General features: G+C 36.1%; 13 protein-coding genes. 3 read left to right on the top strand and 10 right to left on the bottom strand.

Features of this window, described 5'->3' with window-relative positions; all coding sequences use genetic code 11:
• Positions 1–1287 (bottom strand): synaptonemal complex protein 1, encoded by a 1287-nt coding sequence (locus BTM29_RS03030; protein WP_076614098.1) that lies wholly within the window; start codon positions 1285–1287, stop codon positions 1–3.
• A 73-nt stretch (positions 1288–1360) separates the two neighbouring features.
• Between BTM29_RS03030 and BTM29_RS03025 the strand changes: the two genes are divergently transcribed.
• On the top strand, positions 1361–2287 hold the full coding sequence (locus BTM29_RS03025; RefSeq protein WP_076614097.1) for a hypothetical protein: 927 nt from the start codon (positions 1361–1363) through the stop codon (positions 2285–2287).
• Between the two features lie 378 nt (positions 2288–2665).
• On the opposite strand, the gene BTM29_RS03020 is transcribed toward BTM29_RS03025, so the two are convergent.
• Positions 2666–3181 (bottom strand): MarR family winged helix-turn-helix transcriptional regulator, encoded by a 516-nt coding sequence (locus tag BTM29_RS03020; RefSeq protein WP_076614096.1) that lies wholly within the window; start codon positions 3179–3181, stop codon positions 2666–2668.
• Between the two features lie 161 nt (positions 3182–3342).
• Here BTM29_RS03020 and BTM29_RS03015 point away from each other — a divergent pair, with 161 nt between their 5' ends.
• Positions 3343–4269 carry an ATP-binding cassette domain-containing protein gene (locus BTM29_RS03015; protein ID WP_076618631.1) on the top strand — a complete coding sequence of 309 codons (927 nt, stop codon included), beginning with the start codon at positions 3343–3345 and terminating at the stop codon, positions 4267–4269.
• 18 nt (positions 4270–4287) lie between these two features.
• Positions 4288–5064, top strand: coding sequence for an ABC transporter permease (locus BTM29_RS03010; RefSeq protein ID WP_076614095.1), 777 nt, complete (start codon positions 4288–4290; stop codon positions 5062–5064).
• 288 nt (positions 5065–5352) lie between these two features.
• On the opposite strand, the gene BTM29_RS03005 is transcribed toward BTM29_RS03010, so the two are convergent.
• The 8 genes from BTM29_RS03005 to gyrA form a co-directional block, all read right to left on the bottom strand.
• The gene (locus BTM29_RS03005) at positions 5353–6642 is read right to left on the bottom strand and encodes an adenylosuccinate synthase (protein ID WP_076614094.1); all 1290 of its coding nucleotides are present in this window, start codon (positions 6640–6642) and stop codon (positions 5353–5355) included.
• A gap of 167 nt (positions 6643–6809) precedes the next feature.
• Positions 6810–8189, bottom strand: a complete 1380-nt coding sequence (dnaB, locus tag BTM29_RS03000) for a replicative DNA helicase (RefSeq protein ID WP_076614093.1) — start codon at positions 8187–8189, stop codon at positions 6810–6812.
• A 6-nt stretch (positions 8190–8195) separates the two neighbouring features.
• Entirely contained in the window at positions 8196–8651 is a 456-nt protein-coding gene (rplI, locus tag BTM29_RS02995; protein ID WP_076614092.1) for a 50S ribosomal protein L9, read from the bottom strand.
• 45 nt (positions 8652–8696) lie between these two features.
• Positions 8697–10706, bottom strand: a complete 2010-nt coding sequence (locus BTM29_RS02990; protein WP_076614091.1) for a DHH family phosphoesterase — start codon at positions 10704–10706, stop codon at positions 8697–8699.
• A 144-nt stretch (positions 10707–10850) separates the two neighbouring features.
• Positions 10851–11087 (bottom strand): 30S ribosomal protein S18, encoded by a 237-nt coding sequence (gene rpsR / locus BTM29_RS02985; RefSeq protein WP_076614090.1) that lies wholly within the window; start codon positions 11085–11087, stop codon positions 10851–10853.
• A 19-nt stretch (positions 11088–11106) separates the two neighbouring features.
• Positions 11107–11691 (bottom strand): single-stranded DNA-binding protein, encoded by a 585-nt coding sequence (ssb, locus tag BTM29_RS02980; protein WP_076614089.1) that lies wholly within the window; start codon positions 11689–11691, stop codon positions 11107–11109.
• A 36-nt stretch (positions 11692–11727) separates the two neighbouring features.
• Complete coding sequence (gene rpsF, locus BTM29_RS02975; protein ID WP_076614088.1) at positions 11728–12018, bottom strand: 30S ribosomal protein S6; 291 nt, start codon at positions 12016–12018, stop codon at positions 11728–11730.
• 200 nt (positions 12019–12218) lie between these two features.
• Complete coding sequence (gyrA, locus tag BTM29_RS02970) at positions 12219–14768, bottom strand: DNA gyrase subunit A (RefSeq protein ID WP_076614087.1); 2550 nt, start codon at positions 14766–14768, stop codon at positions 12219–12221.
• Position 14769 lies beyond the last annotated feature (1 nt).

Below are 14769 nucleotides of genomic sequence, written 5' to 3'. Positions count from 1 at the left end.
CTAATTAACATAAAATGTGATGCCGGTTGAAATTTCAGATTTCAAGCTTGATAAGTCAGATGAACTGATCTGCATTCCGTTATCATAGCTAGATCCACCCGCATAGATGAATCCGATCGATTCACCACTCGCAAAGTAAATTGAACTTGTTAAATCACTGTTATTCTTGAACCAAAATACTGGTGTAGCTGAGTTAAAATCAGCAGTAGTATTGTCAGCATCTGATATATCCAACTCAGATAAATCATCATCAGTAGCATTGGTTATGTATTGACCAAAACTATCACTATTACTATCTGTAACGATTGCATCATTTGAGCCAGCTGAAACTAGGCGTTTAATAGTATATTTACCTTTGGATACTTTAGAACTAGTAACGTTGATGTATCCATCTTGTGCAACGTACTTATTACCTGTCTTGGTCATTAGAGCAAGATTGTTGGAACTTGAATCATAATACAAAACATACTTACCGGTTAATCCAGCCGCAACTAGTGCATCTTCGGCATCGCTTGAGAATTTCAGACTTGAAACAATGTCTACTTTAGCTGGAGTATACTTCTGTGTTAATGGTGAGTTCTTCAATTCTTCTAATTCTTGCTTTGCGGCGGCGACTTGAGTACTTTCATTTTTGTGATTAGAGTAATAATCACGCATTTGTTCTACGGCACTTGCCCATTGCTTTTTGATGGATTTATTTTTGATTAATTTATAGTATGTACTAGACATTGAAACCTTTTTAAAAGTCAGACTAGAATTATCATCATTGAATTTATTCCAGACTTTAGAGATATACTTGTCTGCATCTTGTGTCTGTTCATACCAAATTTGAATCGTATCCAGCTTATTTCGCAATTTCTGGTAAACATCTTGGTTCTTTTCATTTAACAAGTCTTTATCAAGATTATTGATCTTATCATTTGTCACATCGTCTTTATAATTATTCTTGCCATCATACAACGCAGAAATATCTGAAGAGCGCTTCTTTCTAGCACTTATGTATGTCTCTAACTCCTTGTACTTCTTAACATTACTAGTTGTTATAACGTGACCATCAGATACATCGATCAATTTCCCAATTACATTCAATGAATGATAATCAAGATCAGTCTTCAATACTTCCAATTCCTTATCTTGATACTGATCAGATATCTTAGAAGTAACGACGGCATTTACAACTCCTCTTGAAAGCATAACAAAGAATATTACAGCCGTTATGATACCAACAGCTGCACTTATGATAAGCATATAATCTTTGCTACCTCTTAAATCTTTCTTATCTTTCATTATTTTCTCCAAATGGACGTATCTTTTGTATATTATATATATTAAAGTAACACACTTATAAAGGGTGAAAAATTTGAAAAAATTAAATAAAAAATACATCAAATGGTTTATTTTACTAGGATTAGTTCTAATTGTAGTAATTACCTACGGTTTCAACATCTATAATATTAAAAATAAAACTGTAGACAAAATTTCTAGCTTAACAATTCCCTTTTCATTGATCGTTAATCCTAAAAATATTGATGACGGTCTTACTCCAAAGTCTATTTCACTAAAAACTGGTGATATGGAGAAGACTAAGGAAAAAGCCATTGGTCTAGTTGCTACTATTAATGAGGAATATGAGAACAACAAATCTTTAGACTTTTTATCAACGGATCAAAAAAAGTCTTTGATTAAGCGAATCAATAAAAAGTCCCACCGTTATATTTTCAAGATGACACTACTTAACTTTGGTAGAGACACTCATGGTAACTATATAACTATAAGTTGCAATCGTTACGACGACACTAAGAATATCGTTAGCTATCGTTACAGATTGTATTACAGTGGTGAAGATATCACTTCTGCTAAGTATCTGAATACCAAGACTAACCTCTATCCACCAAAATATGTGCTTGCAGATGTTGAACTAGGGAGTTCTGGAATAGATCAGGCTAAGTCATTTATACAACGAGTTAAAACTACTATTATTAACTCAAATTTAACTATGACTAATGCGACTGACCCTGGTGACTTCAACCAATTGTCCTTGAATCTAGGGTTAGATGCTGACAATAGTAATAATGGTTTATATAATCTGGCCAGAAATTCCAATTCACGTGTGACCAACTTTGGTATCGTGGGTTATCAATTATCTGACGTACCTAGATATTCACGGATTTACTTGAAGCAACAGACCAAAAATAAAATTTATTATTATACTTTGACTTATGATCGAAATAACAATAAGTTCATTCAATTCCAACGTGGGATTATTTCTACTGATACTCGGAATTGATTGATTTTTTCAAACTTGTCGTAAACTTGTGAAAATACACAATTTTCTCTGTTCAACGCTCTGAATCGTAAACGCGCAACAATACACAATTTCTTCTGATTACTGGTTTTATGGTCTTTGATACTTTGGGGCTCCTCTTTTTTTCTTCTCAAACTTGCTTATTAAACGCGCAACAATACACAATTTCTTCCGCTTACTGTTTTTACGGCCTTTGATACTTTTGAGCTCCTATTTTTTCTTCTCAAACTTGCTTATTAAACGCGCAACAATACACAATTTCTTCCGCTTAACTTAAATAGTCCTAGCAATCACGTCGTGATTACTAGGACTATTTAGGTTAATGCTCGGAAATTCCCGTGTATTGTTGCGCTCTCGTCTCTAAAGAAACCAATCACGCAAATGGTTCTCAATCACTCTTTGTGTCTTCTGAAACAGGGTTGAATTATTGGAATGTATTTCTTCGTAGAGTCTTGAATTTATCTTGGTTAAGATATTGGCGAATTGATCTAGTTCTTCATCGGTCAATACATCTAAAAATTCGGGGATTTCTTTTGATTCTTTATTTGCTATTTCACGACCAGCATTAGTCAATCGAATGACTGTCATTCTTTTATCACTTGTTGACTTTTCTTTTGTAACTAACCCTTTTTTGACTAGTTTATTTACGAATTCAGCGGTTGACTGTGCTGTTAGATCAAGGCTTGTGGCTAGTTGTTTTTGAGATATTCCATCATTTTGTGACAATGCTAATAATATTTTGCCTTGTCCTTGAAATGTTGGACGATGTTCATTTTCATCAGAGTCTCTATGATACATGTTGTCTACTGTGTGACGTACCATCCCAAACTCTATTAGTTTACCTGCTGCGTTCTTTTGTTTTAGTAAGTTAGACATATTTTTTAGCCTCCAAAGATTATTATACCGGTTGGTTTTTTAAAAGATAGTCAGGTGGGCTGACAAAATACTTGCATAATTAATCAGGTGCCCTTACAATGTAGTTAATCAGGTAACCTGATTAACCAAGTAAAACTGAAGAGGTAATAACAATTATGGTAATGAATGCTATCGAAGTTAATCATTTAACAAAAAAATATGGTAATAAAACTGCAGTCGACGATATTTCATTTAATGTGAAGAAAGGTGAAGTATTTGGATTACTAGGGCCAAATGGAGCTGGTAAAACAACGACTTTAAGAATGATAACCACATTATTGAAGATAACTAGTGGCAGTGTGAAAATATTCGGTCACGATTCTGTTAAAGAAGGTCGACTCTCTCGATCAATGTTTGGTTTAACTGGTCAATATGCTTCGATTGATGAAGATATTTCCGCTCGAGAAAATTTGATGATCTTTTCAAGATTAAATGAACTATCTAGAGCATCTTCTAAACAACGTACACAGGAATTATTAACTAAATTCTCTTTAGTAAATTCAGCCGATAAACCACTCAAGGACTTTTCAGGTGGGATGCGTAGAAGACTGGATTTAGCAGTCAGTTTAATTGATCGTCCAGCTTTGATTTTCTTAGATGAACCAACAACGGGACTAGATCCACGAACTAGAACTCAAATGTGGGATACAATCAGAAAACTGGTTGCACAAGGCTCAACAGTCTTACTCACGACACAATATCTGGACGAGGCCGATCAATTAGCAGATAGAATTGCCGTGATTGATCACGGTAAATTGGTAAAAATCGGAACTCCTGAAGAACTTAAGAAACAAATAGGTGGAACAAAGTTGAACTTCACTATTAATGATAATTCAAAAATAAATACAGCTATAAAACTAGTAAAGGATCAATTGGGAGAATCAATCAGTGTTACCGGTCAACAATTGAGTGCTACTTTACATAATATTGATCAGTTAGCACCACTTCTAGTAGCATTACAAAAAGTTAAAATTGCTATCAGTAATTTAACCGTTCAAGAACCATCTTTGGATGATGTATTCATGAATTTAACAGTAGGAAAGAATTAGGAAAGAGGAATATTAATTATGGAAGTAAAAACAAACCGTGGTAATTTAATTATGAACACCGCTACAATGGCCTATCGTAATCTGTTAAAGACATTTCACAATCCCGACAGATTCATGGATGTGATTATTCAACCCGTTATGTTCATGCTGATGTTTGGATATTTATTTGGAGGTGCTATCTCTGGTAATGTCCAAAGTTATCTGCCAACAATTGTTCCAGGAATATTAATTCAAACAATGTTGTCAGCAGCCTCTGGATCTGGTTCACAGATTAGAGAGGATCTGGATTCTGGTGTCTTTGATAGATTCAAATCATTACCGATTGCACACATTGCACCATTAGCTGGACAACTCTTTGCTGATATTTTTCGTTTAGTACTTGCGACCATCGTTGCTCTATCAACTGGTTATTTAATGGGTTGGCGTCCAGTTGCTGGTCTTGGTTGGGTAATCGTAAGTGGATTACTTGCTATATTTACTGGTTGGGCAATTTCATGGATCTTCGTTTTGTTGGGACTATTAGTTAAAAGTGCAACAGCTATTCAAAGTCTTTCATTGACTATTATGTTAGTATTGTCGTTCTTATCCAATGCTTTTATTCCTATCAAGACATTATCAAAAACTATGCAATTTATTGCCTATATGAATCCAATAACCTATGTCATCACTGCTATTAGACAGATTTTGGCAACTGGTAGTTGGACTAATGAAGCGTTATTAGTATTGTTATTCGGAATTGGAATCGTTGTGATTTTTGCACCTTTGACTGTTTTGGCTTATAACCATAATAATTAGTGGTATTGATTTATTCGAAAAAAAGACTAGAACTTAGAAATTTTAAAAATTTCTTGTCCTAGCCTTTTTTATTTTAGGCAGTTATATTTATGCTTCAATCTACTTTACATGTAATACATATAATTTTTCTTAGGTTCTTGTTCATCTACTACTTACTTATTATTCCTTGTTTGCTTCGCAAACGCGTAACAATACACAATTTCTTCCGCTTAACTTAAATAGTCCTAGTAATCACGTCGTGATTACTAGGACTATTTAGGTTAATGCTCGGAAATTACCCGTGTATTGTTACGCTCTATCCCAGACGTCATGAACTTCGATAGTCTGTTCGCGATCAGGTCCAACTGAAACTGTTGCATATTCAACACCTAATTCGCTCTTCAAGAATTCTAGATATGCTTGGGCTTGTTTAGGTAAATCACTTAAACTCTTAGCTTGAGTGATATCTTCACTCCAACCTTCAAATGTCTTATAAACTGGTTTGCATTGAGCCAAGATATTCAAGTTTGCTGGATATTCATCAATGACTTTTCCATTCAAATCATATCCTGTACATACTTTGATTTCTTTCAATCCAGTTAAAACATCAAGACAATTAAGTGATAGATGTGTCACACCTGAGACATTGGCTGAATGGCGCAATACTACTGTATCTAACCAACCAACACGACGTGGACGATGTGTAACTGTTCCATATTCATGTCCGGCTTCACGTAAGAAGTTTCCTATTTCGTTATCTTGCTCTGTTGGGAATGGACCAGCACCAACACGTGATGTATAGGCCTTAACAACACCGATAACATTATCGATCAATGGTGCACCAATTCCAGCACCAGTTGTAACACCACCAGCAGGATTAGATGAAGTAACGTATGGATATGTACCATGGTCAATATCTAACATGATTCCTTGTGCGCCTTCAAATAATACGTTCTTGCCAGCTTTTAATTCTTTATTTAAGTAAGCTGAAGTATCAATCACACGATCCTTCAAGCTTTGTCCGATTTCATAAAATTTATCAAAAATATCATCAAACTTCATGGCTTCAACACCATAAATCTTAGTGAACATTTCATTTTTTTGTTTAAGGTTTTCTTCTAGTTCTGCTTTAAAGATATCTTTATCCAAAATATCTGCCATTCTGATACCAACACGGGCAGCTTTATCCATATAAGCGGGTCCAATACCACGATTAGTAGTACCAACTTTAGAATTACCTCGTGATTTTTCTTGGCACTTATCTAATTGGATATGGTAAGGAAGGATTAATTGAGCACGATTTGAGATCTTCAAATTGTCTGTATTGACACCTTGTTCGTTCAAACGTTTCAATTCATCAGCTAGAGATTCAAGGTTCAAAACTACTCCGTTACCAATAACACTAGTTTTATCTGAATATAAAATACCTGATGGAACTGATCGTAATTTATAAACTTGTCCATCAATATTCAAAGTATGACCTGCATTGTCTCCACCTTGATATCTAGCAATAATATTAGCTTCTCCACTAAAGTAATCAGTAATCTTTCCTTTACCTTCGTCGCCCCATTGGGTTCCTACTACAACAACTGTTGTCATATCCAATTTCTCCTCTTGCACTTTGTTTTTTGGGATTTGTTCGTTAGTGGTGTAAACGCGTTTACGAAAGACAACTCCCTGCGCTTACTTAACTACTGATTGCACCAACTTCGTTGATACCATCAGCAGTTAGGTAATGCTCAGGAGCTACCGTCTTTCGACACGCTCTAGTTTTCGGGTATGTTGGCTATCGACGAAAACTTATTATACGATTTCACGAACAATAGCTTTGCCGTTCCTCTTGGACCTGAACGATTTTTTCCGACGATAACTTCAACTTCGCCGACATCTTGGTCTTCTTGATTTTCGGGTTCACTATTTTCACCATCACCATCTTCATCTCGATAATAATCATCTCGATATAAGAAGGCAACAATATCAGCGTCCTGTTCAATTGAACCAGATTCACGGATATCTGACAACATCGGTCTCTTATCTTGTCTGGCTTCAACACCACGGGAAAGCTGTGATAGCGCGATTACTGGCACATGTAATTCTTTTGCTAATTTTTTTAGATTACGGGAAATAACAGACACTTCTTGTTGTCTATTCTCTTGACCGGTACCTTCGATCAATTGTAAATAATCAATGATAACCAAATCAAGTTTGCCGGTTTCTTTTAAAAGTCTTCGACATTTTGATCTTATTTCAGTCATTTTTGAACCTGGAGTGTCATCAATATAGACATTTGTCTTTGATAAACTTCCCATCGCCACAACTAAACTATTCCACTGATTCTCATCTAATTGTCCGGTTCTAAGTGCATTAGCGTCAATACTTCCCTCTGAACAAAGCATACGATTAACTAACTGTTCCGCACCCATTTCTAGTGAGAATATCGCTACTGTAGCTTGATCCTTAGTTGCGGCATTTTGTGCCAAGTTCAGTGCAAAGGCTGTTTTACCCATACCAGGACGAGCTGCCAGTATGACTAGCTCATCTTTATGTAAACCAGTTGTCAAAGCGTCCAAATCTTTATATCCAGTTGATAATCCTGTGACATCTGTATCTTGATCATATAACTTATCGATTTCTTCAAACGATGACTTAACAACATCTGAAATTTTACGAAATCCTTTGTTACTTCGATTCTCTGACACTTCCATAATGTCACGTTCAGATTTATCAATAATAGTATCAAGATCGTCGTCCTCTTCAAAACTACGGCTGACAATTTCTGTACCAGCATTGATCAATCTTCTTAGGACGGCTTTATTCTTAACGATTTTTGCATAGTAAGCCGTGTTAGCAGCTGTTGGGACAGCATTGGCCAAGTCAGCTAGATAGCCAACTCCGCCAATGTCTTCTATTTGATTCATCTTATCTAATTCATTTTGAACCGTCACAACATCGACTGGTTCTTCACGGTCATTCAAATTGACCATGGCTTGGAATACCAATTGATTAGCATGTTGGTAAAAGTCTTTTGACTCGACGTATTCCATTGATTCAACTAATGCATCTTGACTTAGAAATACCGCCCCTAAGACAGCTTGTTCAGCATCCTTGTCATTGGGCGGTATCCGTGTATTTATATCATTATTCATTCAATACTAGCTCTTTTCAACTATATGTACTCTTATAGTAGCCTCTACACCATCAAAAATCTTTGTTGGTACATTTATGTAGCCAAGTGCTTTAGCTCCTTCTGGGAGTTCCATTTTGTGTTTGTCGACCTTCATTCCATATTGCTTATCAAGTTCTTCAGCAACTTTCTTAGTAGTAACTGAACCAAATAATCTTCCATCAGTTCCAGCTTTGGATTGAATCTCTACAACTGTAGTATCTTTTTCAATTTCTGCCTTGAACTTCTTAGCTTCTTCTAATTCAGCCTGGAAATCCTTTTCTTCGCGATTGTGTTCAGCTGACAATTTAGCCATGTTAGCCTTAGTTGCTTCAATAGCCTTATTATTTTTAATTAAAAAGTTTTGAGCATATCCTGCGGCAACGTTTTTAACCTCACCTTTTTTGCCTTTTCCTCTAACATCTTGAGTAAAGATAACCTTCATAATAAATCCTCCATATATTTAGAATACAAAGAGAGTTCTCACTCTCTATTTCTGGTAATCAGATAACACATCGATCAACTGATCCTTAGCTTGGTCAACTGTAGCATCCGCAATTTGTGTTGCTGCATCAGTTAAGTGACCACCACCACCAAGTTTTTCCATAATAACTTGGACATTTATTTTACCTAAGCTTCTTGCAGAGATTCCAACTCGTCCGTCAGGTCTTTTACTAATAACAAACGATGCCTCAACATTATTCAATGATAACAATGTATCCGCTGCTTGAGCAACGATAACTGGATCATATGAACGATCATTTTCTCCAAAACAGACCGCCATATTACCACCGACCATTGTTATAGTTTCGATCAAATGATTTCTTTGGATGAAACTGTCGATATTTTCCTTCAATAAGTTCTGGATCAAGGCTTCATCCGCACCAACAGAACGTAAGTAACTAGCGGCATCAAACGTTCTAGTACCTGTTCTTAATGAAAATGACTTAGTATCCACGGTAATTCCGGCTAATAGTGAAGTAGCCTCAATCTTTTCTATAGCCTTTTTATTCTTAGGTTGATATTCTAACATTTCAGTAATCAATTCACTAGTAGATGACGCATATGGCTCGATATAAATCAGCATTGGATTCTCTGGGAACTCTTCTCCACGTCTATGATGATCAATGACCACAACTTTTTCATTTGGTAAGTTGAACATGTTGGGATTGATCGAGATACTTTGCTTAGAGTGATCGACCATAACTATCAAAGTATTTGGTGTTCTAAGATTCAAAGATTCCTCTGGAGTCACAATATCATCTTTAATAGCTGGATCCTTATTGATCAATTGCAACAAACGACTGACATCTGTATGAATTGTTTTGGGATCAATAACCACTTTACATGGCGTATTATTCATCAAGGCAATTCTTCTAATACCAAGAGACGAACCAACCACATCCATATCTGGATGTGAGTGTCCCATTACGATGACTTGATCACTATCCTTCAACAATTCTTGAAGAGCTTCACTGATCATCCTAGCACGAACTCGTGTTCTCTTTTCCATAGGGTCGGTATTACCACCATAAAATCTGGCTTTTTGTCCGATTTCTTTGACAACAACTTGATCTCCACCACGGCCAAGCGCCAAATTAAGATTCTTTTGAGCTTCATCATTCAATGAATTCAAATCATCGACCCCGTAGGAAAATCCCATACTTAAGGTCAATGGAACATTTTGCTGCGATGTATATTCTCGGATCATATCAAGGATTTTGAATCCATTTTCTTCCATCTTAAAAATCTTACCAGTGTAAGCAACAATGAAGAAATGATCATCATCGATACGTTTCAAAAACATCTGCTCTCTAGATGCCCAATTGGATAGTTCGTTAGTAACATAATTATCCAAATTAGAAATATCTCGATCACTCATTGATTGCGTGATTTCAGCATAATTATCTAGATAGACTTGTCCTATAACTGAACGATTTTTTTCATATCGTTTCTCAATTTTTGAATAATGAGTAATATCCATAAAATAGATAACTTTCAATTCAGTTTGGACCTGTACCAAGTAATACTTATCTCCGATTTGGATCGTACGGTATTTACCATGTTCGTCCTCTTCATCGTCACTATCAACAAATGTTGTTAATTCGGATGAAATATCAGAGATATTAGTACTATATACAGTTTCAATTCCTGTCTTCTCAACAAAGTAAGGATTCACCCACTGTACTTGTTTATCATCATCATAAAGCATAATTCCCAACGGATACTCGACAAAACTGTTATCCGTTCCTCGGTCAATTCGATACTGCAAGTTATTAGTATACTTACCAGCTTTTTCTCCTAGAAGTAAAAATAAGTATACAAATAAGACAAATGCAATAACGACTAATAGAGACTGAATGTAACCGCTTATAGAGCCGTGTATCAGTCCAACTACAAATATTGAAATCAACATAACAACTAATGAGATTGCCGTTAATTGTGTTGAGTAATCAACTCGAGAAAGGAAGAAACGCAAATTAGATTTTATCTTTTTCATATTAGTCCCCTCTTAGATATACCTCTTAATTTTATCACAGCCGACAACTATTTATTGAGAAAATAATACCGAGATATAATAACTATCTTTTGGATTTTTAAGTAAAAAAAAAGCCGAGACAAAAGTCTCGACACTTAATTAAAATTAGTCTTCTGCAACGAATGGTAATAAAGCCATAATTCTTGCACGCTTGATAGCGATTGTAAGCTTTCTTTGGTTTTTTGCGCTTGTGCCTGTAACACGTCTTGGCAAAATCTTACCACGTTCTGAGATAAATCTCTTAAGTAAGTCTGTGTTCTTGTAATCGATATAATCGATATGGTTAGCTGCGATGAAGTCAACTTTACGTCTTCTACGTCCGCCACGTCTTTGTTGTGCCATTTTAGTCATCCCTTCTATATTAGAATGGTAAGTCGTCATCTGATATGTCGATTGGTTTACTGTTGTCAGCAAATGGATCGCTCATATTATTTGAGTTGTTACTGTTGTTATTATTGTTGTTAGATTGATTATTGTTATTATTTGAATTGTTGTTGCCAAAAGGCGACTGGCTTGATTGATTTTGTTGATTATTATATGGAGCTTGATTGGGATTACTGTTGTTGCTCTTATTGTTATCACCAAAATTATTATTTGATGAACCAGTATTTCTCTTCTCACTTTCGGATCTTGATTCTAGCAATGAGAAGTTTTCAACAACAACTTCGGTTACATAGACTCTTTGACCTTGTTGATTTTCATATGAACGTGTTTGAAGACGTCCATCTATTCCAACAAGTGAACCCTTATTAGTGAAATTTGAAAAGTTCTCAGCAGATTTTCTCCAGATAACGCAGTTGATAAAATCAGCCTCACGTTCCCCTTGAGCATTAGTAAATGTTCTATTTACTGCTACTGTAAAACTAGCAACGGCAGCCCCGCTAGACGTGTATCTTAGTTCAGGATCACGTGTCAGGCGTCCAGTTAATACAACTCGATTAATCATATGTCTGCCTCCTTAAAGTGTTTCACGTGAAACAAATTAGTCTTCACGTTTGATAATCATGTGACGTAGCATGTTTTCATCGATCTTTGCTAGACGGTCGAATTCGTTGATAGCGTCATCATTTTCAGCATTTACATTTACAATATGGTAAATACCTTCTTTGTAATTAGCGATTTCGTATGCTAAACGTTTCTTTTCCCAGTCTTTTGAGTCGATTACGGATGAGCCGTTGTCTGTAATGATCTTGTCGTAACGATCAATAAGAGTCTTCTTAGCTTCTTCTTCAATATCAGGTTTGATGATATATGTAATTTCGTAATGTGTCATAACTGCACCTCCTTATGGTCTAATGGTTCTACTGAAAGAACAAGGAGCATAAATTAACTACATTTTATACTCACAATGTTAAATTTTATCATAAACTTTCAGTGAATACCATAATAAATTTCAATAAAAAACGTTTCTGCCTGACACGTATCCTGAACGATACATAATCAAATTACGCAGAAACGTTTTTTTGCTTCTAATTAATTATTGTCACCATCAGATGTCTCATCGCTAGAATCATCATCTGATTTTGTTTCTTCAGAAATTGTCTCAGTATTGGAATCAGTATTAACATCAGTTGATGTCTCTTCATTTTCCTCTACTTCTTCTTCTTGGATCTTAGCCATAGTTGAAACGATCGAATTATCATCAACCTTGATCAATCTAACACCCAAAGTTGCACGTCCAGTTTGTGACACGCTATCAACGCCAAAACGGATCATTACACCTTTATCAGTAATAAGCATAATATCCTCATCACCATCAACAGCTGTAACACCGGCTATAGGGCCATTTTTCTCTGTAACGTTAGCAGTCTTAATACCTTTACCACCACGTCCTTTAACAGGATATTCGTCAACAGAAGTTCTCTTACCATAACCTTTTTCAGAAATAGTTAGGACCTCTTCACCCTTTTCAACGATAGATGAACCAACAACGTAATCTTCCTCACGTAGTTTAATTCCACGAACACCAGCCGCAGTTCTTCCCATAGGACGGACGTCGCTTTCTCTAAAGGTTACAGCGTAACCCTTGTGTGTTCCGATAAAGATGATTTTATCTCCGTTAGTTAAGAAGACATTATCAAGCTCATCCCCATCTTTTAGAGTGATAGAACGTAGTCCGGAATGTCTGATATTAGCAAAATCAGTCACTGGTGTACGTTTAACAGTTCCAAATTTAGTAACAAAGAATAAGTATGAGTTCTCACGGTCAACATCTCGATCAACGTTAATAACCGTTTGAATCGTCTCACCTTTTTCAATGTTCAATAAATTAATAACTGGAATTCCCTTAGCAGTACGACCATATTCAGGAACTTCATACCCCTTAGTCCTATATACCTTACCAGTATTAGTAAAGAATAATAGACGATCATGAGTTGATGTATAAATCATGTGTTCGATGAAGTCATCATCGTGAACACCCATTCCTTGAACACCTCTGCCACCACGATTTTGAACACGGAATTCATCCGTGGACAAACGCTTGATATAACCTTTGTGTGTCAAGACAACTAGAATGTTCTCTTCTTCGATTAAATCTTCATCCTCGATATTAGCAACTTCACTAGCACGGATTTCAGTTCTTCTAGGATCACCGAATTTTTCTTGAATTTCAAGCAATTCATCATAGATGATCTTATCAACACGTTCTGGTTTTGCCAAAATATCTTTGTATTCAGCAATTTTTACTAATAGATCTTGGTATTCTGCTTCAACCTTTTCACGTTCCAAGCCTGTCAAACGAACCAAACGCATATCCAAGATAGCTTGTGATTGTTTGTCAGATAATTCGAAACGATCCATCAATGTTTGTTTGGCAACACTAGATGTTTGAGAACCTCTGATGACCTTGATGATCTCATCAATATGATCAAGTGCGATTCTCAATCCTTCAAGAATATGTGCACGGGCCTGAGCTCGGCGTAATTCATATTCAGTTCTACGTCTAATAATAACTTCTTGATGCTTCAAGTAATACAACAAGACTTCTTTAAGTGATAGAACACGAGGTGTTTTATCAACGATTGCAACCATATTGATACCATAAGAAATTTGTAGTTGCGTCAACTTGTACAAGTTATTCAAAACAACTGAAGCACTCATATCACGACGAATATCAATGACGATCCTCATACCTTCACGATCGGATTCATCATTTAAGTCAGTGATACCTTCAAGCTTCTTATCACGAGCAAGTTCGGCGATACGTTCTACTAAGTTAGCCTTATTTACCATATATGGTAACTCTGTAACGATGATTTGTTCTGCACCGTTCTTCTTAGTTATAACGTCTACTTTGGCACGGAGCATAATGGTTCCTTTTCCGTGTTCATAAGCTTTTCTAATTCCAGATTTACCCATGATGATTCCACCAGTTGGGAAGTCAGGTCCTGGGATAACCTTCATTAAGTCAGCAATCGTAGCGTCATGGTTGCGCATCAAAATATGTAGCGCATCAATAACTTCTTTTAAATTATGTGATGGAATATTTGTTGTCATACCAACGGCAATTCCGGTTGCACCATTCACTAAAAGGTTAGGGAAACGAGCTGGCAAGACCATTGGCTCTTTTTCTTCACCATCATAATTGGGAACAAGGTCAACGGTATCTTTGTTGATATCACGCAACATTTCAACTGCCATTTTGCTCATACGAGCTTCGGTATAACGCATAGCAGCAGGCGGATCACCATCAATAGAACCAAAGTTTCCGTGTCCATCAACTAATGGATAACGATAACTGAAATCTTGTGCCATTCTAACCATTGACTCGTATATGGCTGAGTCCCCATGTGGGTGATACTTACCCATAATATCCCCAACGAATCTGGCACTCTTTTTATATGGCTTGTCAGGTGTAACGCCTAATTCATTCATACCGTATAAGATACGACGATGAACTGGTTTTAATCCATCACGTACATCTGGAAGTGCACGAGATACGATAACACTGGCAGCGTAATCCACGAAAGACTTTTTCATTACTTCCGTTAAATTAACATTTGCTATTCTTCTATCGTCCATT

The sequence above is a fragment of the Companilactobacillus allii genome (genome assembly GCF_001971585.1).
Classification (GTDB): Bacteria; Bacillota; Bacilli; order Lactobacillales; family Lactobacillaceae; genus Companilactobacillus; species Companilactobacillus allii.
The sequence above is the reverse complement of the archived record's forward strand: the minus strand, read 5'-3'. Positions and strand labels throughout refer to the sequence as shown.